Source organism: Sulfurihydrogenibium subterraneum DSM 15120 (genome assembly GCF_000619805.1).
Classification (GTDB): domain Bacteria; phylum Aquificota; class Aquificia; order Aquificales; family Hydrogenothermaceae; genus Sulfurihydrogenibium; species Sulfurihydrogenibium subterraneum.
Window position 1 is genome coordinate 1 of the sequence record NZ_JHUV01000010.1, and the last position, 20172, is coordinate 20172.

Annotated in this window: 22 protein-coding genes; 14 read left to right on the forward strand and 8 right to left on the reverse strand. The window is 32.7% G+C overall.

Features of this window, described 5'->3' with window-relative positions; all coding sequences use genetic code 11:
• Positions 1-298 precede the first annotated feature (298 nt).
• From Q385_RS0104395 to Q385_RS0104415, 5 genes are read left to right on the forward strand one after another with little or no spacing between them, the layout of a single operon-like run.
• Positions 299-1255, forward strand: coding sequence for an RluA family pseudouridine synthase (locus tag Q385_RS0104395; RefSeq protein WP_028950502.1), 957 nt, complete (start codon positions 299-301; stop codon positions 1253-1255).
• Entirely contained in the window at positions 1248-2876 is a 1629-nt protein-coding gene (locus Q385_RS08870; RefSeq protein ID WP_037919627.1) for a lytic transglycosylase domain-containing protein, read from the forward strand. The genes Q385_RS0104395 and Q385_RS08870 overlap by 8 nt, the downstream gene beginning before the upstream one ends.
• A 3-nt stretch (positions 2877-2879) precedes the next feature.
• Positions 2880-3512 (forward strand): riboflavin synthase, encoded by a 633-nt coding sequence (locus Q385_RS0104405; protein WP_028950503.1) that lies wholly within the window; start codon positions 2880-2882, stop codon positions 3510-3512.
• Positions 3513-3516: 4 nt separating this feature from the next.
• Positions 3517-4647 carry a potassium channel family protein gene (locus Q385_RS0104410; protein ID WP_037919653.1) on the forward strand — a complete coding sequence of 377 codons (1131 nt, stop codon included), beginning with the start codon at positions 3517-3519 and terminating at the stop codon, positions 4645-4647.
• Entirely contained in the window at positions 4644-4997 is a 354-nt protein-coding gene (locus Q385_RS0104415; RefSeq protein WP_028950505.1) for a DUF6394 family protein, read from the forward strand. The genes Q385_RS0104410 and Q385_RS0104415 overlap by 4 nt, the downstream gene beginning before the upstream one ends.
• Here the strand turns inward: Q385_RS0104415 and lptB are convergent.
• The 7 genes from lptB to Q385_RS0104455 all read right to left on the reverse strand — a co-directional run bounded on the left by lptB (position 4994) and on the right by Q385_RS0104455 (position 11173).
• Positions 4994-5725, reverse strand: coding sequence for an LPS export ABC transporter ATP-binding protein (gene lptB, locus Q385_RS0104420; RefSeq protein ID WP_028950506.1), 732 nt, complete (start codon positions 5723-5725; stop codon positions 4994-4996). The two genes, Q385_RS0104415 and lptB, sit on opposite strands and share 4 nt — an antisense overlap.
• Positions 5726-5730: 5 nt before the next feature.
• Positions 5731-6723 carry a DNA polymerase III subunit delta gene (gene holA, locus Q385_RS0104425; RefSeq protein ID WP_028950507.1) on the reverse strand — a complete coding sequence of 331 codons (993 nt, stop codon included), beginning with the start codon at positions 6721-6723 and terminating at the stop codon, positions 5731-5733.
• A complete protein-coding gene (locus Q385_RS0104430; RefSeq protein ID WP_028950508.1) occupies positions 6720-7202 on the reverse strand; it encodes a hypothetical protein in 483 nt (160 codons plus the stop codon). The genes holA and Q385_RS0104430 overlap by 4 nt, the downstream gene beginning before the upstream one ends.
• Positions 7187-7687 carry a pantetheine-phosphate adenylyltransferase gene (coaD, locus tag Q385_RS0104435; protein WP_028950509.1) on the reverse strand — a complete coding sequence of 167 codons (501 nt, stop codon included), beginning with the start codon at positions 7685-7687 and terminating at the stop codon, positions 7187-7189. Before coaD ends, Q385_RS0104430 begins: the two co-directional genes overlap by 16 nt.
• Positions 7684-8151, reverse strand: a complete 468-nt coding sequence (locus tag Q385_RS0104440; protein ID WP_028950510.1) for an RsmD family RNA methyltransferase — start codon at positions 8149-8151, stop codon at positions 7684-7686. The genes coaD and Q385_RS0104440 overlap by 4 nt, the downstream gene beginning before the upstream one ends.
• 276 nt (positions 8152-8427) lie before the next feature.
• Entirely contained in the window at positions 8428-9792 is a 1365-nt protein-coding gene (locus Q385_RS0104450; RefSeq protein ID WP_028950512.1) for a c-type cytochrome, read from the reverse strand.
• A complete protein-coding gene (locus Q385_RS0104455; RefSeq protein ID WP_028950513.1) occupies positions 9785-11173 on the reverse strand; it encodes a c-type cytochrome in 1389 nt (462 codons plus the stop codon). The genes Q385_RS0104450 and Q385_RS0104455 overlap by 8 nt, the downstream gene beginning before the upstream one ends.
• Positions 11174-11291: 118 nt before the next feature.
• Between Q385_RS0104455 and Q385_RS0104460 the strand changes: the two genes are divergently transcribed.
• From Q385_RS0104460 to Q385_RS0104500, 9 genes are all read left to right on the forward strand, one after another.
• Complete coding sequence (locus Q385_RS0104460) at positions 11292-11861, forward strand: UbiX family flavin prenyltransferase (protein WP_028950514.1); 570 nt, start codon at positions 11292-11294, stop codon at positions 11859-11861.
• Positions 11862-11863: 2 nt separating this feature from the next.
• Positions 11864-12757 carry a tyrosine-type recombinase/integrase gene (locus Q385_RS0104465; RefSeq protein WP_028950515.1) on the forward strand — a complete coding sequence of 298 codons (894 nt, stop codon included), beginning with the start codon at positions 11864-11866 and terminating at the stop codon, positions 12755-12757.
• Between the two features lie 9 nt (positions 12758-12766).
• A complete protein-coding gene (locus Q385_RS0104470; RefSeq protein ID WP_028950516.1) occupies positions 12767-13003 on the forward strand; it encodes a hypothetical protein in 237 nt (78 codons plus the stop codon).
• Positions 12996-15515 (forward strand): cation-translocating P-type ATPase, encoded by a 2520-nt coding sequence (locus Q385_RS0104475; RefSeq protein WP_028950517.1) that lies wholly within the window; start codon positions 12996-12998, stop codon positions 15513-15515. The genes Q385_RS0104470 and Q385_RS0104475 overlap by 8 nt, the downstream gene beginning before the upstream one ends.
• A gap of 22 nt (positions 15516-15537) precedes the next feature.
• On the forward strand, positions 15538-16194 hold the full coding sequence (locus Q385_RS0104480) for a hypothetical protein (RefSeq protein ID WP_028950518.1): 657 nt from the start codon (positions 15538-15540) through the stop codon (positions 16192-16194).
• Positions 16191-16949, forward strand: coding sequence for a tRNA (adenine-N1)-methyltransferase (locus Q385_RS0104485; RefSeq protein ID WP_028950519.1), 759 nt, complete (start codon positions 16191-16193; stop codon positions 16947-16949). The genes Q385_RS0104480 and Q385_RS0104485 overlap by 4 nt, the downstream gene beginning before the upstream one ends.
• Before the next feature lie 4 nt (positions 16950-16953).
• Complete coding sequence (gene proB / locus Q385_RS0104490; RefSeq protein WP_028950520.1) at positions 16954-18057, forward strand: glutamate 5-kinase; 1104 nt, start codon at positions 16954-16956, stop codon at positions 18055-18057.
• Positions 18058-18071: 14 nt separating this feature from the next.
• Positions 18072-18902, forward strand: a complete 831-nt coding sequence (gene sppA, locus Q385_RS0104495) for a signal peptide peptidase SppA (RefSeq protein ID WP_028950521.1) — start codon at positions 18072-18074, stop codon at positions 18900-18902.
• 68 nt (positions 18903-18970) lie between these two features.
• The gene (locus Q385_RS0104500) at positions 18971-19318 is read left to right on the forward strand and encodes a HesB/IscA family protein (protein ID WP_028950522.1); all 348 of its coding nucleotides are present in this window, start codon (positions 18971-18973) and stop codon (positions 19316-19318) included.
• A gap of 141 nt (positions 19319-19459) precedes the next feature.
• Here the strand turns inward: Q385_RS0104500 and Q385_RS0104505 are convergent, their stop codons facing one another.
• The gene (locus Q385_RS0104505) at positions 19460-20071 is read right to left on the reverse strand and encodes a superoxide dismutase (RefSeq protein WP_028950523.1); all 612 of its coding nucleotides are present in this window, start codon (positions 20069-20071) and stop codon (positions 19460-19462) included.
• Positions 20072-20172: the final 101 nt, after the last annotated feature.

Below are 20172 nucleotides of genomic sequence, written 5' to 3' on the forward strand. Positions count from 1 at the left end.
ATAGTTTTATTATGAAAAATAAAACAGTATTTTACTGAAAATGCTTTTATTGTCAAATTTTTAATATAAAATAAAACATTGTTTGATTAAAATTTTTCTAATAGCTTTATATTTAGTAGTATAGAAATTGATAAATGAGCAATTTTTAATATAACATTGTTTTATTGCACACTTTTTATGCAGTAATTTTTGAATATGTTTAAGTCTAAAACTCTGTTTTATTTGTATAAGTATATGAAAAATAATATTTTCTTTGAAAAGTTTGAAAATTATCTCATTTTTGCTTAAAATGTAAATAATGGAAGAGATTATAACATTTGAAGTAAATGAAGAATACATAGGATTAAGGTTAGACCAGTTTTTAGCGAAAGTCTATCCAGAGTATTCTCGGTCTTACTATCAAGACTTGATAGAAAAAGGCTTTATTTTAAAGGAAGATAAACCAGTTAAAAAACCTTCTTTAAAGGTTAAAGCTGGGGAAATTTATAATGTCGTTATACCACCACCACAACCTTTAGAAATAAACCCAGAGAATATACCGTTAGACGTATACTATGAAGATGAAGATCTTGCGGTTGTTTATAAACCTCCAGGAATGGTAGTTCACCCTTCAGTAGGGCACACAAGTGGAACCCTTGTAAATGCACTTTTGTATCATTTTAAGAATGTATCTATGTATCAGGGAAAAGAAAGGGCAGGAATAGTCCACAGACTTGACAAAGATACAGCAGGTTTAATAGTGGTTGCAAAGTCAGAGTTTGCCCACAAAGAGCTCCAAAAAATGTTTCAAAACAGAGAAATAGATAAAAAATATAAAGCAATCGTGGTAGGCATTGTAAAGAAAGACCACGGTATAATAGATTTACCTATCGGAAGGTCAATATACGACAGACAAAAGATGGGAATAGTAGCAACAAATCTAAGAGATGCCCTTACGGAGTACTGGGTTGAAAAAAGATGGGAGGAACATAACCTTACAATGGTTGACATAAAACTTCATACAGGAAGAACACATCAAATAAGAGTTCATTTTTCAGCTATAGGACATCCACTTTTAAACGATGAAGTTTACGGATTTAAAAAAAGTAAATTAGGTTCAAAGTTAGCGGTAGAGCTGTCAGATATTCTTAACTATCACGCACTTGTCGCCTACAGTCTGGCATTTAAACATCCACGAACTAATAAAGATTTACACATAAAGTTAGAGAAACTCCCACACCCAATTCCATACATCATTGAGAAGTTAGATGGTTAAAAAAATCCTTTTATCAATACTTTTCACAGTATTTTTTTCTTATGCAGATTATGACCAGATTTTAGACCTGTATAAATCAGACTTTGAAAAGATTGACTTAGATAAAGCATACTCAGTTATTAATGATAGCAAAAATTTTGCTCTAAGTAGTTATGTAGCTCTTAAAGTAGCTTCCTTTTTGTATTACAGTGGAAACTTAGAAAAGGCAGAAAAGTTTATAGACCAAGCAGATAAAAAAGCCTTTCTAAAAGAAGACTATCCGTTTTACCTTTACATCTACTCAAAAGTAAAAAAAGATAAGCAAGCTTTAATAAACCTTGCAACTGAATTTACTTACACATATTACGGCTATAAGGCATACTTAGAATTATACCCTCAGCTGTCAGAAGAAGATAAGGAAAAAGCTGTAGAAAGCTGTATAAAAAATAGACATTACGAAAAAGTTAAATATTTAATTTATACATTAGAAGACCAAAACGCTATTAACTACTACCTTTTAAGATTAACGAAAGATGTATCCTACTTTTTAAGTATAAGCCAAGATAGTCCATATTATGAAAAGGCTTTAAAATTGGTTTCAAGCTTTAACAAAGAGTATGAAAACAGTTATATTAACTACCTTATTGAAAAAAATCAGCTGGATAAACTCAAAGAGTTTTTAACTCAAAGGGCAAAGGGAGAGTTTTACAGACAAAATTATGACTTATTTTTAATGTATGTAGAACTTTTAAAAAGCTACTTTCAAACTCTATCCCCAGACTTGACTTGGCTGATGTTTTTATACAATTACACTCAAGGAGAAAAAGACCTTGCAAGTTATTACTTAGACCAGTATAAAAAATACTCAAAAGACCCTTATAAGATACTTTACTGGGAATCTTTGTTAAATGAAAATCAGCTAACTGTCCCTAAAACTCAGTTAAAAGTAGAAGATATTACACCCTATCTTGCACTTATTTACTATAAAAACAAAATCAAACCAGATATTCTTAAAAACAGAAGATGCTCTTTAGACACAGACAGTATAGCTTTAGTAATAGAACAGTTAAGAGAAAATGAGTATAAACTTGCCTACATAGAAGGAAACGATTACATTAAAACAAACCCTTGTGAGAGGCTTTACAGCATAATGCCAGAGATTACTGTAAAGTGTTTTGGTCAAAATTCACTGTGTAGTTATGTAAAACCATTTTTAAAAGTAGAAGATAAAAAGTTGGAAAATATAGCTTACGCTGTTATAAAACAGGAGAGCTTTTTTGACCCTTACGCTATCTCTTGGTCTAACGCTGTAGGACTTACTCAATTTATCCCTAAAACAGCCAAGTGGACAGCTGAAAATCTAAAGGTTGATAACTTTGACATTACCGACCTTTTTAATCCTGATTTAAGTATAAAGTTTTCCCTGTGGTATTTAAACAGGCTTATCAGTATGTTTGATGGAGAACTTATTTACGTATTTGCATCTTACAATTCTGGAGAAAATGCTGTAAAAAAATTTATAGAAAATAAAAAGCCAAGAGATTTAGCAGAGTTTATAGAGATGTACCCTTATGATGAAACAAGGGATTATGTTAAAAAAGTACTAAGAAACTATGTTATATACGAAGCTCTGGAGGAGTAAAATATGTTTACAGGGTTGATTGAAGAAGTAGGAAAGATAAAAAGTATTAAAAAAAACTCTGATGGAATAAGGTTGGTTGTGAGCTGTAGAAAAGTGTTAGATGGAACTGTTTTAGGAGATAGTATAGCGGTAAATGGTGTTTGTTTAACAGTTGTAGAGATGGATAAAGAAAGCGTAAGTTTTGACGTGTCTCAAGAGACTATAAAAAGAAGTAATCTTTCCTTTTTAAAAACTGGAGATTATGTAAACCTTGAAAGGTCTTTGACCCCACAATCTAGACTAGGAGGACACATAGTTCAAGGACATGTTGATACCACAGGAAGTATAGTATCTATAACCCCACTTGGAAGCCACACAAACTTTAAAATATCTTTTCCACCTGAGTATGAAAATCTTGTAATAGAAAAAGGGTCTATCGCAATAGACGGAATAAGCCTAACTATAAATTATCTAAACAAAAATGTTATAGACTTAAACATAATTCCCCATACCCTTGAAAACACAAACCTTAAATATAGAAAAGTGGGAGATGTTGTAAATATAGAGTTTGACATTCTTGGAAAGTATGTTGCCAAGATGATTGGAAGGTGGTATGATAAAGAAGAAAAGTTAAAAAATCTACTTGAAAACTGGTAAAAAAATGAAAAATAAAAAAATTCCACACTATGGAAAAGTAAAACCTATCAATTACAGATACATCTACGAAGAACAATTTTATGATGTTTTGGGAAAACTCAAACTCCCTTTAATGATAGTTATATTTACAACTATGGTTGGTGTCCTCATATTTATGATAGCAAATAATAAATCCGATGGACAAAGTGTTGTAAATTTCTTTTTCCATACGGTGATATCTATTTCAACTATAGGATATACAGAAGGATACAGTGAAAATGTTATAATGAACAGACTCCTCTCTGCAGTCTTTATTATAATTGCTTTTCCTTTAGGATACATGTATGGACTTGTTAAAACAATACAAGTTCTGACTACAAGCAACCTTGATAAAATATACAGATACTGGAGGATGTATAAAGATATGGAAAAGATAAACGACCACTTTATAATTACTCCCTTTAATGAGATAACAAAAGAGATAATGAAAGACTTTAAAAAGAGAAAAATACCATTTATACTGATTGAACCTGATAGAAGTAAAGAACAAGAGATACAGGCGTTTAATCCAAATTATTACGTTTTTGATGAACCACACAAAAGGGCTGTTTTACTCGGATGTTTTATAGAAAGGGCAAAGGGTTTGATAACAGCTTTTGAAGAGAATACTCAGGATTTGGCGGTAATAGTAACAGCAAGGCTAATAAGACCTGATAAAGATAATTTCTACATCTTTGCTACTGCAACTACAGAAGGGTCTGCAGAAAAGATGAAGCTCCTTGGAGCTAATGAGGTTATCGTTCCACAGCAAACAATAGGCAAAAGAATAGTATCGCTAGTATTACATCCACCTTCTCCTATAGTTTCCAACTTTTTAAACAAAATAGCTTTTGGCGAGAGAACAGATATAGATATTGCAGAAGTTTACGTAGATGAAAACTCTTGGATAGTGGGAAAAGCTTTAAAGGACATACATTTAAGGAAAAATACTAATACTACTATTGTCGCTATAGTTAAACCTGACGGAAAAATGGATATCGCTCCAAGTGGTGATACAATTATAAAAGCAGGAGAAACTCTATTACTACTTGGCAAACCTGTTAACGTTGAAAAAGCGAAAATTTACATAAATAAACCACAGGAGGTTGAGTCTTGATAAACTGGGGAAAAGTTTGGTCAGACTTTTTTATATTCTTGGCTTTGACTTCAAATATTGGGTTTATCTTTAGTCATGACCCTTATCAGCTAATTATTGCTATCGGTGTAAATCTTATAGCAACTGTTTTAAAGTTTGGAGCTAAAAAAATTCTATCTGCAGAGCTTTTAGCAACAGCGTTAGTTGCAGACCTTCATTTAATTCCTGCAGCTATACTTTACTTTTCTGAAACTCACGTAGACTTAGCAATAGGACTTGCTGTAGGAGCTGCTGTTGCAAACGCCATATCTATAATCTTACTTTTTATTGAAATGGTCATGGAGTATAGAAAACAAGAAGATAACTATTAAACTAAAACAAAGTCTTCTCCCAAGAAGACTTTTCTTACTTCTTCGTTTTCTACTATTTCTTTAGGAGTTCCTTCAGCTATCACTTTGCCGTGGGCTATTATATAAGCTCTATCTGTTATTTTAAGTGTTTCTCTTACGTTGTGGTCTGTGATTATAACGCCTATCTCCTTTTCTACTAAAGACTTTATAAGAGAGTTTATCTCTTTTACTGATACAGGGTCTACTCCTGCAAACGGTTCATCTAATAGTAAAAAAGAAGGGTTTATTATAAGACTTCTGGCTATTTCTAACCTTCTTCTTTCTCCTCCTGATAAGGTTGATGCTTTCTGGTCTTTTAAGTGTAAAATGTGAAACTCTTCTAAAAGGTCTTTTGCTTTTCTCTCTCTTTCAACTGGAGAGATGTCTTGAAACTCTAAAAACATCATCAGGTTTTCCCAAACTGTTAAATCTCTAAATATAGATGATTCCTGAGGTAAGAAGCTGATACCTTTTTTAGCTCTTTCGTATACAGGCTGATTGGTAATATCTTCACCGTTTAGTATTACATTTCCCCTGTCTGGTTTTAAAAATCCTAAAAGACATTTGAAGGTTGTGGTTTTTCCAGCTCCGTTTGGTCCAAGAAGTCCTACTATCTCTCCTTCTTCTGCGTATAAAGATACTCCTGCAACAACGGTTCTACCTTTAAAACTTTTTTCAATGTTTTGAAGCTGAAGTTTTGCTTTTTCCATCAAAATTATTTTATCAGATTTTTAATAACAAACTCTGTTAACTTTTCTACAGGGTCTTGGAAGAAAACTTTTTGTTGTATTTCTAAAGTGTAAAGACCTTTTATTAATCTTTCAAGGTCTTCATCTTTTAACATTTTCAGTATGTTTAAGATGTTTGCTTTCTGTATAGGAGCTGTTATTCCAACTTTTTTAAATGCTTCTTCTTGGTCTATACCTTTTTCAATTAAAGATTTAAAGTAAAGGGTCTTTTCAAGCTGATATAAAATTAGACTTTGAATCTCAAAAGGATGAGAGCCGTTTTCAATCAGGTTTAATAGTATTTTTAAAGCAGTTTTATCTTTTTTGAAAAACTGAGATAGAAAGATAAATACATTATCTTCAAACTTTGGCGTGATTACTGCGTCTATATCCTCTTTTGTTATAGTATCTTTATCAGCTGTGTATAAAAGTAGTTTTTCAATCTCGTTTTTAGCCAGTGTAAGGTCGTTGTTAAGCAGAGATACAAGGTATTTTAAGTCTTCTTCTGATATTTTTTTACCTTCTCTGCTTAGTTTGTTTTTTATAGATGTGTAAAATCCTGATGGTGTAAGCTTACTTGATACTAAGATATCTGATAAAGATACTATCGTTTTGTAAGGTTCAGAGGAAGGTATTTTATCAAAAGAGCAAGCCATTATAAATCTTGTAGGCAGGCTTACTTTTTTTAGTGTTTCTAAAAATAGCTTTATTTCATCTTTTTTTAAATTGTTGACAAACTCATCAAAATTTCTGACTATTATTGTTCTTTCTGTTTGAAATAATGACTTTGTCCCAAGCTCGTTTAGAAGTGTTTTAAAGTCGAGACTGTCTCCCCAAAAAACTGTTGAAGGAGTTGAAGATTTTACTTTTTCTAAAAACAGTCCTTTTGTTAACTCTTCGTTGCCGTATATGAGTATTAACGGCTTTAAGTTTGATAAGTTAAACTCTTTTAAAAGTTGTTGTATTTTTATCTCGTTCATAGCTCTGACAGTATTGAAAGTACCCTTATTTTAATTAATTTTCCAAGTTCTTCAAATGCGTATCTTTTTTCAAAGTCAGACCTTAAACCTGTTCCTACGTAATGGGTTTTTTCTCTAAAAGTTTTATCTGTCAAAATGTTGCCTTTTAAGTCTTCTAACTTTATATTTAAATTTACTTCAACTGCATAAACGTTGGCTCTTTGAGAAGGTGAATAACCTATACTGTAAAAGTTTATACTGTTTAACGCTACATAAAGATTATAATTTGTCTTTTCTCCACATTCAAGTTTGTTTCCTGACTGTAGAACTCCGTCGCTTATGTTTCTGTAAAGAATGTCTTTTAAAGTAGGCTCTGGAGAGTTTATAACTAAATCTTTAAAGCATACTACTTTTTTTTCTTCTGGTTTATATACGTGGTAATCTTTAACTGTGCAACCAGTTAAAATAAAGGCTAATAAAATAGTTAAGACTTTTCCCATAGTGCTTTTACCTTTTCTTCTAACATGCTTTTTACAAATGGGGTAACCATACTGCTTACATCACCCCCGTGTATTGCTACATCTTTTACTATGGTAGAGCTTATATGGATAAGTTCCTGCTGTGGCATCATAAAAAATGTCTCTACTTTATCTAACTTGTAATTTGTCATAGCTATCTGAAGTTCATACTCAAAATCTGTAAACAGTCTAACACCTCTTATTATAATCTTTGTATCATACTTTTTCATAAAATCAACAAGTAAACCTGAAAAACCTTCTACTATAACTCTTCCTTTATACTTACTTACAGCGTCTTGAAACATTTTTATTCTTTCTTCAAGGGAAAAAAATGGTTTTTTCTTTGGGTTTTCTGCTATTGCCACAACAACCGTTTCAAATATGTTAAGTGCTCTCTCTACTATGTCAAGATGACCAAAATGCACAGGATCAAAGGTTCCAGGATACACACATACCTTCGTTGTCATTCCTTTCTCCAGAAAGATATTACCGTGTCTCCGTACTTTCTACTTTCTAAAAAGTCATCTGGTAGTATATTACTTAAATCGTTGTTTGACCTATGTTCTACTATCAAAATGCCGCCTTCCTTCAAAGTATCAAAAGACAACTTTATAAGTTTATCATAAAATTTATAATCGTAAGGAGGGTCTGCAAAGATTACGTCAAAGGGTTGGGCTGTTTTCAGAAACTTTAAGGCATCAGAGACTATAAAGTTAGTATTTGCATAATTTTTTGCTTTTTTCTTTATATCTTCAATCCTTTTTTTCTCTATATCAACAAATACTACAGACTTTGCCCCTTTTTCCAGAGCTTTTATTCCTACCTGTCCTGTTCCAGCAAAAAGGTCTAAAAAATCTTTACCTTTAACAGAGTAAAGGATATTAAAAATTGCCTGTAATACTAAGTTAGAAGTAGGTCTTAAATCTCTCATAGAAGATATAATAACATAAAAAGAGGGGCATACAAACCCCTTTAAATGGAGGTGTGGTTCAAAAGAGAAAACACAACTACCAAGTGGCAGCGTAAAATAAAATAAGGTTATAACCTATATGGAAAGTTTCACAAAGGATATAAATAAACAGTAAAAATCTAAAGAAAATCCTTAAATCTCCTTCATATTCTATTGATAATCTAAAAAGAATGTAACCAATAAAAACCTGTAAAATACCTGAGAAAATAAGGGGCAAAAAGCCCCAATACTTTTCTGTCATTTTAGTTCTGTTATCCACTTGGCAATTTTTTCAGCTTCGTCTTTTGGAACGTTGGTCATGGGAGTCATTGGAGGGTATCCTGGCCAGTTGGAAGGTTGTGGTTGGTATATGAGCTGAACTATTTTGTCAGGTGTGTATCCTCTCTTTGCAACTTCTTTAAATGCTGGACCTACAATCTTTTGGTCTACGGAGTGGCAGGCAGTACAGCCATTTTTGGCTATTAACTTTTCACCTTCAGACAAATGTGAAGCTTCTGCAACGGATATTCCAGTAGGCTTACTTTTTGCTTCTTTGTAATCTTTTTCTACTTGGGCTAAATATTCTTGAGTGTTTTTCTGCATTTGAGCTATAGCTAGTTCTAAAAGAGATATTCTCATACCGTGCCTTGTAAGTCCCATAAATACAAGAGTGATTGCTAAAAATCCAGCTGCGGCATAAACAGCTTTTGTAGGTATGTTATCGTTAAGAAAGTGTTTTAGCATTATAGCAAGAGCTACAAGTATTGATATTACTGCTATGATTATAAATAATTCAAAACCTTTTGAATAGAAGCTTTCAATTCCGTAGTTAGGAAATTGGAAGAATGCAAGTGTTCCTACAAACAAGTTAATTACAGTTGGAACTACAAACCATGCCTTTCCTTGTCTAATAAGTATGTTTGCTGCTTCTAAATCTTGACCTTTATTCCTTTTATAAATACCATAAAGTAGCATAAACATACCGTTTACTGCAAAAGCTCCAAGGTAAAAATGTGCTAATCTGAAAATAACATCTGGTCTTGTAACAACATCCCAAAAGTGAGTATTAGGAGTCCATGTAGAAGGGGTAAGGTACAGCTGAACGGTAGACATAAACACAGGTGGAAGTGATAAAAAGAGTATAGCAGCAATAGCTCCTATTGTTATATGAAGAGCTTTGTGGTTTTCAAGTTTATGCCAGCTAAACTTATACAAGTAGGATATTAAGAATGCCACTACGTTTCCCCAGATTATGTGAAGCCATTGTGGAGAGTTCATAACAGATGCAGAGTAGAAAAAGGCTGTGTACATAACAGATACAATTAGAAGTGGTGCCACACCCCAAAGAGCTCCCATATTCTCACTTATTGTGACAGGTGTAGTTAGTAAATAGGCCACTCTGTCGTAATTTTTATCTCCTCTTAAATGCCCAATCCAGTTATTTATTACAGAAAGTACTGAAGATCCTAAAAGTACGTTAATAAATACAATGTGTACTAAAAACGATACTACCAAAAGAATATGGAATACAGGAACTAATATTACATCCATACCACCTGTAGGTAGTGGTAATGGAATGTCGTGGGGTAGATAGTTAAATACTGGATTATTTGGATTATTCATTGTTAAGCCCTCCTGTATTGTTTTTTGCTGTTATAGTTTCTTTTTGATTAACTAAAGTTGAAAGGTAAGCTGCTAAAGCTTTTCTTTCTTCGTCCGTTCCTACAAACGGTGGCATAAAAGGTGTAGCTGGTGAGTTTAAAGTTCCTATTCTGTAATAGATAGCAGTTTCACCAAGACCTTTAACTTTTTTAGTTATTGCGTTTACACCGTTAACAGAATGACAAACTCTACACTCAAGTTTAAATAAATACTCTCCTACTTTTACTTTGTTTTCTTCAGTTATAGTCCTGTACTGAGGAGGAACAAAAGATGCATACTTTAACACTCCAACTTGGTTTAAATGTGCAACATCAAAGTTTCTTATTCCATGAGCGTACATATAACCATATATTATGTAAGGTTTTCTAACAAACTCTCTTATCCTTTCAAACTCTGCAACTAAAAAAACGTAAGATACCATCATTAAAGAAGCTAAAGCAAATGGGACTGCTTTTGGCTTTATATAAAATGCAAATACTGCAACTAATATTAAAACAAAGGCACCAAGCAATGCTATTATGAGCATCTCTTTATGTCCTATGTACTTTGTTGTAAGACCTGCTACAAACATTAGAGATTTAGCTTCTGGAGGAATTTGAGCATAGTACCAAAGACCAAATACTGCTGTTATTGGTATTGTTGCCAGTACAATTCTACCAAACCATCTTTCCGCTTTCTCTCTCAAATCTAAATCATTCCTTGTAAACCACCAAGTCCAATACATCGATATTGCAGCAGCAAATCCTATTGCAAAGAAAGTCCTAAACATCAAAGATGGTATCCAGCTTGGATTAAACAGTGATGCTAAATAATCTGGTTGTGCAGGGAAATCTGATTTTAACCAGTTTCCAGGAGTAAGCATAAATCCAAGTATTGCTGTAATTATTACCATTGTTAGCCATGATGCTACCGCGTAAACTACTCCAAACTTTAAGTTTGCGTGCCTTTTTTCCCATCCGTAGCTTTTCCAAGTTAAGAACCATAAAAGTAGAAAAATTAACTCAACGTTAAACACAATCCACTCTGTAAACCACTTCCAGAAGAAAACTCTAAGAAGCGATCCTATAGCCGGAGGGTCTATTATGTTTGCATGAATCCATATACCAATACCTGTCAAAGCACCTATAGCTGTAGCTGCTACAAAAAGTACAAACAAAATTTTGTAAGTAAGGTCGTAGAGCTTTTGATCGTTGGTTTTAATAGCGTACCATTGGGTTAAAGCTAGTACTATACTACCTCCTACCGCTGCACCGTGGGAAATTAAAACGTGCAAAATAGCATCAATAGCAAAGATGAGCCTATGCCCTAAAACGGGCATCTCAAAAATCGGGTAATCAAACATGGCGCACCTCCTATAATTTAAAGTTAAATTTTATGGTAATTTAACTATAAAATAAAATATGATTTTTGTCAAGTTTTTTGATAAAGGAAATTCTCCAATTTGTGTTATCATATGAGTTATGAAAAAGTTTGTTGTCTGTATAACTGGAGCAAGTGGTTTTGTATACGGTAAAAGGTTAGTTGAGGAGCTCTCTAAAAATCACTTTGTCCATCTTGTTGTATCAAACGCAGCTTACGTTGTAATGGAAAAAGAAGAAGGTATAAACAAAACAGGTTTTTTAAAAAGTTTAAACAAAAATGTAGAGGTTATATCAAACCAAAATATAGGAGCTTCCATATCAAGCGGTTCATACTTGACAAAAACAGAAGGTGTGATAGTAGCTCCCTGTTCTATGGATACACTATCAGCTGTAGCAAATGGAATAAGTTCTAACCTTATCCAGAGAGTCTGTGATGTTGCGCTAAAAGAAAGGAAAAAACTTCTACTTCTTGTAAGAGAGATGCCTTTTTCCCTTGTCCATGTTGAAAATATGAGAAAAGTGATGCTTGCAGGTGGTATAGTAGCGTCTGCATCTCCTGCCTTTTACCACAAACCAAAAACAGTAGATGATATGATAAACTTTGTTATAGGAAAAGTTTTAGACATTTTCGAAGTAGAACACAATCTCTATAAAAGGTGGGAAGGTTAGAGGTGAAGTTTTCTGAATGCTGTGAACTTTTTCTGTCTTACATAGCGGATAAATCTCCAAACACAATAAAAAATTACAGTGTAGATTTAAAACAATTTATAAAAATAGTTGGAGATAAAGAAGTAGAACTTGTTTCAAAGTCTGACGTTGCAAAATTTCGTATGGTTTTACAATCTCAAAGGAAAAAATCTTCTACAATAGCAAGAAAACTTGCTACTTTAAACTCATTTTACCAGTACCTTATAGATTTAGAGTTAGTAAAAGTATCACCTATCACAAAATCCCACAGACCTAAAATATCTCAAAGAATACCTTCTTCTCTTTCAAACGAAGAAATAAAAACACTTTTAAAAAATATAGACAACCTTCAAGACAAAGCTATTGTAGTACTTCTTCTAACAACAGGACTTAGGTCTTCAGAGCTCCTAAACATAAAAAAATCAAATATTTTAATAGAAAGACAAGGACAGACATTCTCTGTTGACAAAGCAGTAGAAGAAGGATTAAAAGAAGATGACATAGCCTACATAAGAGTTGTAGGCAAAGGAGACAAAGAAAGAGAAGTCCCAATTACAGGCAGACCTTTACAGATACTTTTAGAATACCTAAAAGAAGTAACCCCTTACATTGACAGTAAAACACCAATATTTCCTATTTCTTATCACACACTTTGGAGAAAGATAAAAGACATTGGTAAAAAAATTGCCATTTCTTTACACCCTCACAAGTTAAGACACACAGCTGCGACAGTAGCCTTGGCATCGGGAGCAGAGCTAAGAGTAATTCAAGAACTTTTAGGACACGCTTCTCCTATTACAACGGCAAGGTACGCAAAAGTAGGTCAAAAACAACTTTTAAAAGCAACAAAAGCACTATCAGAAAATATTGATTTATGAGGTAAAAAAATGGATGTTTTAAACATTATTTTAAAAGTTGAAGAAAAAAATCCGTTAGACATCTCAAACCTAAAACAGTGCGACCCATACTCTTCATTTGGTGTTTTTTGTAATGCAGACTCTTTTATTGAAGGTATCGTTATTATAGTAGGAGTAGCCTTGATGTTTGGAGCAAGTATGTGGTTTGTAAAGAAAAATCAAGAAAGTGTCCAGAGAGAAAAAGAAGATAAACAAAACGATGCATAATAAAAGTGTAGAAGAAGTTTTAAAAGAACTAAAGTCTTCAATAAATGGGTTATCTACTGAAGAAGCAGAAAAGAGATTAAAGATTTACGGTAAAAACAGAATAGAGTTAGAAGAAGAAAGTTTATTAAAAATTTTTATTAGGCAGTTTACAAATCCTTTAATTCTCATACTAATAGTGGCATCGTTTATAGCCCTTTATATGGGAGATTTGAAAGATTTTTACTTTATTGTTGGTATCGTTTTTATCAATGGGATGATAGGTTTTTATCAAGAGTATAAAGCAAAATCAAAGATAAAAGACCTTTTACAACTGTCAGTTCCAAAAGTAGAAGTTTTAAGAGATGGAAAGACTGTTGAACTATCTTCTGAAGACATAACTGTAGGTGATATTGTTATTCTTAGAGAAGGTGATGTTATTCCTGCAGATGTTAGATTTATAGAAACAAATAACATTTTAGTAGATGAATCTCTACTGACAGGAGAATCTATACCTGTAGAAAAACATGCGGAGAAAATCTTACCTTTAGATACACCAATATACGAAAGAGAAAATATAGGATTTGGTGGAACATACGTCGTCAAAGGTATTGGTAAAGCTGTTGTTTTTGCTGTTGGACTAAACACAGAGATGGGCAGAATATACAGTAAGTTAAAGGTTAAAGAAAGAGAAACACCTTTAACAAGGGCTATAGGGAATTTTTCTAAGAAGTTAATAATCACACTTATAATTATTCTATCCTTTATTCTTGTTATAGGACTACTTCAAGGAAAAGATTTAAAAAATCTTATTATGCTTGTAATAGCACAACTTGTTTCTTCAGTCCCTGAAGGTCTTCCTATAGTAATTACGATAGCTTTAGTAATCGGTGCAATAACACTGTATAAAAAGAAAGTTCTTATAAGACAGCTTCCAGCTGTTGAATCTTTAGGTAGTGCAACCTTTATCTGTACAGACAAAACAGGAACTATAACAGAAAATAAGTTAAAGGTTGAAGAAATATACTCTCTTGATAAGGATATAGTGCCGTTAATCTTTACTCTGTGTAATGATTCAGAGATAGAAAGAGGAGACCCAATAGAAATAGCTATGTTAAGATGGCTTGAGGATAATGGTTATGATTACATAGATATAAGAGAAAAACACCCAAGGATATGGCTTTATCCCTTTGATACAAAACTCAAGCTTATGGCCTCTATCCATAAAGTAGAGAATAAAAACATCCTTTTTATAAAAGGTGCTTTTGAGTCTTTAGAAAAGTTAGCAATAAATAAAGAAGATGTAGAAAAGTTAAAATCAAAATACGACCAAATGGCAGAAAGTGGATTAAGAGTTTTAGCTTTTGGTTATCAAATTTTAGATCATTCTATAGATGATATTAATAAAGCAAGAATTAATTTGATAGGTTTAATAGGATTTTTAGACCCACCAAAACAAACTGCAGTAGATGCTGTAAAAGCAGCTAAACAGGCAGGAATAAAAGTTATTATGATAACAGGGGACAGTTTAAAGACAGCCATATCTGTTGCTAAAATGGTGGGCATACACGAAGAAGGAAAATTAACATTAGAAGGTAAAGATTTAGAAAAGTACACAGATGAAGAATTAAAGAATTTGCTTTACAACATTTCAGTAGTTGCAAGATCTACACCTGAGGATAAGTACAGAATCGTTAGAATACTACAATCATCTGGTGAACAGGTTGTAATGATGGGAGATGGGGTTAACGATATGCCTGCAGTAAAAGCTGCTGATTTAGGAGTAGCTATGAATGAAGGTTCACAAGCAACAAAATCCGTGGCAAAAATGATTCTTTTAGAAAGAGATTTATCGGTTACAGTAGATGCTATAAAAATTGGTAGAAGAATATCTCATAACCTTAGAAAAACAATCCATTATCTGCTTTCGACAAATATAGGTGAAATACTTATACTATTTTTTGCGTTTATTTTAGCACTTCCACAACCTCTGTATGCGACCCAGATTCTTTGGATAAACTTGGTAACAGATGGAATTCAAGATAAACCATTAGTTTTAACAAAAGAAGAGGTTTGGATATTTAAACTAAATCCTAAAACTTTTTCTATATGGTTTATTGATAAAATTCAAATCTTTAGAGTTTTGTATTTTTCTACGCTAATGGGGTTAATAATAATAGGAATATTTTATTATCTTCTAAAAACTACCTTTTTAGATGTGGCTATAACATTAACATTTCTAAATTCAATATTTTTTCAATGGGCAAACGGTTTACAGTCTGTAAGAGAATTACCTTTTTTCTACAATGTTTTAGAAAATTTTAAGGCGAACCCTTACATATTTATAGTAACAACTTTCATAGGGCTACCTATTCAGGTTGCCATAATATACTTCTTCCCAGATTTTCTTCATTGTGTCCCAATATCTTTTAAAGATTGGATGTATCCATTTTTGGTATTTGTTATAGCGTTCTTTCTTATAGAAATTAGGAAGTGGTTTGAGTTTTTACTCTTTAAAAAAGTGTATAATATTTAAAAAACTTTTAAGGAGGTTAATTTTGGTTAAAGTTGCGTGGAGTACTACCCATCAAGAGTTTATAATATCAGACCATTACTACTTTTCAAAACTTCAAAGATATGCAAAAGAAAATGATATATTGGTAGATGAAGTTGATGAGTTTGAAAAGTTTGCTAACTACGACGTTATTATCTTTAACTATCCAGAAATTCCTTTTAAAAAAGAAGAAGTTGACTTTATAGAAGACCTTGTTAAAAAAGGAAAAAAAGTAGGTATATTTGCATACTACAAAAACGAAGATAGAATAGCAGACACTTGCAACACAATGGCAGAAAGGTTTGGAATAAAGTTTAACGGGGACATCATTACTGACGATGTTAATAACTACGATAACGACAATCTACTTATAACTACTACAAAAACAAGCCAAAAGATGAAAGAAAAAGGTATAAATAAAGTTGTACTTGCTTGTACAGATAGCCTCTCAATTATAGGCAACAATGTTATGCCTATTATTTACGCAGAAGACACTGCAAAATCTCTACTTGGTAAAGATAAAATACTATTTGCAAGATACCAAGACTCTTCTGGAGGATGTTTTATAGCAGGAGGAACTTGTGTATTTTGGGATAACTACTCAATAGACCTATACAACAACAAAGAGTTATCAATACAGCTTCTATCTCATAAGAAATGATAAAAGAAGGCGATACAGTCCATCTAAAAGGTAAAAAAGACTCATTTTTTGTTATAGTAGAAAAAGATAAAGAATTTTCTACCCATAAAGGAACTATAAAATTTAACGATATTATAGGAAAAAATTTCGGAGATACAGTCCTAACCCACAAAGGTGAGGAGTTTCTCATTTTAAGACCCACCCTTTATGAACTTATAATGTACGGCATAAAAAGGTACACTCAAATTATATATCCAAAAGACTCTGCTTATATCACCTTAAAACTTGGGCTTACATCTGGAATGAAGGTTTTAGAATCTGGAATAGGAAGCGGAGCTCTTACAATGGTGATGGCTAACGCACTAAATCCAGATGGAAAAATATACGTTTATGAAAAAGAAGAAAAATTTTTAAAAAATGCACTAAATAACCTAAAACTTGCAAAGTTAGACCATATTGTTATTCCTCATCTTCAAGACCTATCTCAGCCGATACAAGAGAAAGATTTTGATGCTGCATTTATAGACGTTAAAGAGCCTTGGCTGTATATTGAAAATGTTAAATCTGTATTAAAAGAAGGAGCTGTAATAGGTTTTTTAGTCCCAACTACCAACCAAGTTGTTGAAATTTTAAAAGAGTTAAAAAGGTTAGACTTTTTAGATTTAGAGGTAGAAGAGATTTTACTTAGAAGTTATAAACCAGTTCCAGACAGACTTCGTCCAGATGACAGAATGGTAGCCCATACAGGATATCTTATCTTTGCAAAAAATGGATAAACCTATGGAAAAAAGTAAATTAATAGAAAAAGCAAAAAGGATAGTTATTAAGATAGGTTCTCAAATACTTGAGAAAGATAATGATATAGATACAGACTTTATAAAAGACCTTGCAAACCAGATAAAAAACTATCCAGATAAAGAGTTTATTATCGTTTCTTCAGGAGCTGTCTTAGCTGGTGTAAAAAAGTTAAAACTGCCATCTAAACCCAAAACAATTACAGAAAAACAAGCAGTAGCAAGTGTTGGACAAGCATACCTTATGCAAATTTACGACAAAATTTTTTCAGAAAAAGATTTAATAATAGGTCAGATGCTACTTACTATAGAAGGACTACAAGAGAGAAAGAGATATTTATACGCAAAAGAAACGTTAAATAAACTACTTGAATATAAAGTTATTCCTATAATCAACGAAAACGACGCAATAGCTGTAGAAGAAATAGTTTTTGGAGATAATGACTACCTTTCTTCCCACGTTTCTGTTTTGGCAGATGCAGATTTACTTATAATAATTTCAACTGCAGGGGGACTTTACACAGACGACCCATCAAGTCCTAACGCACAGCTTATAAAAGAAGTCTTTGACGTAGACTATGCACTAAACTATGCAAAATCATCAAAATCAACATTTGGAACGGGCGGAATGAGAAGTAAGTTAGAAGCTGCAAAGATAGCAACATCACACTCTATTCCAGTGATGATTGTACCGAAAAAAAGCGGTATTATAGACATGGTTTTAAATGGTCAGGAAGTAGGGACTTTTATATATCCTTCCAAGAAAAAGAAAATGTCAGGAAAAAAAAGCTGGCTTGCCCTTCTATCCCATCCTAAAGGTAGAATAGTTGTAGATAAAGGAGCTGAAAAAGCACTTAAAGAAGGAAAAAGTTTACTTCCCAGCGGTGTTAAAGAAGTAGAAGGAATTTTTAATCCAAAAGACACTGTAGCTATCGTAAACGAAGAAAATATAGTTATAGGAAAAGGAATAATTAACTTAAGTTATAAAGATTTAAAAAAGATAAAAGGTTTAAAAACAAAAGAAGCTTCCCAAATACTTGGAAAGGACGTTGAAGAAGTTATACACAGAGATAATTTAGTTATTTATTGATAGTGGAGGAAGTTATGTTAAAGAAATTTTTAATAGGTTTAGTAGGAGTATTTATTGCCTTTTATATCATATCCTCTATAAGAGAAGCATCTAAACCAAAGGTTGCTCTTATTAGAGTTAACGATACTATTATGGATCATATGGAAACAGTTTCTAACATATCCCAAGCAGAAAAAGAAGATTCTATAAAAGCTGTAGTTATTGCAGTTGACAGTCCGGGTGGAGCTGTAGGGGCTTCTCAAGAAATCTACAGAGCTATAGAAAAATTAAGAGAGAAAAAACCAGTAGTCGTTTCTATGGGAAATGTTGCAGCTTCTGGAGGATACTACATATCTGCACCAGCTAACGTAATATATGCAAACCCAGGGACGATAACCGGAAGTATAGGCGTTATCATCCAACAAGTAGATTTAAGCGAGATTCTAAACAAGATAGGTGTAAAGGTAAATACAGTTAAAAGTGGAGAAAACAAAGACATACTATACCCTACAAAACCACTTACACCAGAACAAAGACAGATTTTAGAAAAAACTGTTATGGATGTGTATGACCAATTTTTAGACGCAATAGTAAAGTATAGACCAATAAAGAAAGAAGTTTTAAAAACTTACGCAGATGGCAGAGTATTTAGTGGAAGAGAAGCTCAAAAAATTGGCTTGGTTGATAAACTTGGAAACATTCAAGATGCTGTAAGAGAGGCAAGAAAATTAGGAAAACTTCCAGAAGATGCTCCAGTTGTTGAAATAAAACCACCAAAACCACTTTTAGAAGAACTTCTAAAATCAAAATTTGGAATTTTCATAGAAAAACCTAAAACGGGAATATACTATTTAATGAGTTTCTGACAGATATCATAACTAAATAAAATTAGATAGGATAACTTATTAGAAAATTTATTTAGGAGGTTGTTGTGATGCAAACACAAACAGTGAACTTTATCGTTACAGAAACGGCTGCTAAAGAAATCAAAAGAATAGCAGACGAGAACCAAATAGAAAACCCTATTTTAAGGGTTAGAGTTGTTCCTGGTGGATGTTCTGGTTTCCAATACGCTATGGGATTTGACGATGAAATCTCTGAAAACGACAAAGTCGTTGAAGCAGAACACGGAGTAAAAATAGCTATAGATGAATTTAGCGCACCTTACATAAATGGTGCTGTTTTAGACTACGTAATGGACTTTATGGGCGGTGGATTTACTATTAAGAATCCTAACGCTGCAGGTTCTTGTGGTTGTGGAAACTCTTTCTCTTGTGGTTAATATAGAAAATGGGGCTTCAAAGCCCCTGTAAAATTTAAATTCTATATTTTTTGATTATTTTTCTTCAACTTTAAACTTATCAAAATCAAAAACTCCAGCGGTGATTATAACACCACTGAAGTTTTCAATCAAAGATAATAATTAAAACTTAACAGCCTTATTAAATCTTTCGTTTACAACATCCCAGTTTAAGTTTTTGAAAAACGCATCTATGTAGGGTGGTCTTTTGTTTTTCTGGTCTACGTAGTATGCATGCTCGTAAACATCAAGCACTACAAGTGGAACAGAGTAAACAAATCCATATTGATTGTGGGCATCAAAACCGTTTACAACCAAAATTTTGTTGTACAGGTCATAGGATAAAGTAGCCCAACCTCTGCAGGCTATTCCTGTTGCTTTTATCTCATTGATACAGTTGTCAACAGAACCAAAATACTCTTCTATCATTTTCTTAAGCTCGGGAGAAGGCTCGCCTTTTCCACCTGCTATAAGGTTTTCAAAATAAAGCTCGTGAAGAACGACTCCCATATAGTTAAAACTTTCCTCTACCTTTAAAGCTCTGTACTCTGAATAGTTTTGATTTGCTTTAGACCTGTCTGCAAAATTTGAAGCAAGCTTTTCCTGTATCTCATTATACTTAGCAACATACCCTTTGTAATGAGCTTCAAAATGAACTTCAATCTGATCGTCTGATATTCCTACCAGACCTTTTGGTTTTAAATGATCCTTTGGCTGAAGTTTTACTGCTTTCATCTTTTTACCTCCTGATTTAGATTTAATTGATTTTTTTTCTTCTCTTTCTAAAATCTCCATAGCAAACAAGTTATCTGTTAAAATTAAAGAAGCTGACAAGC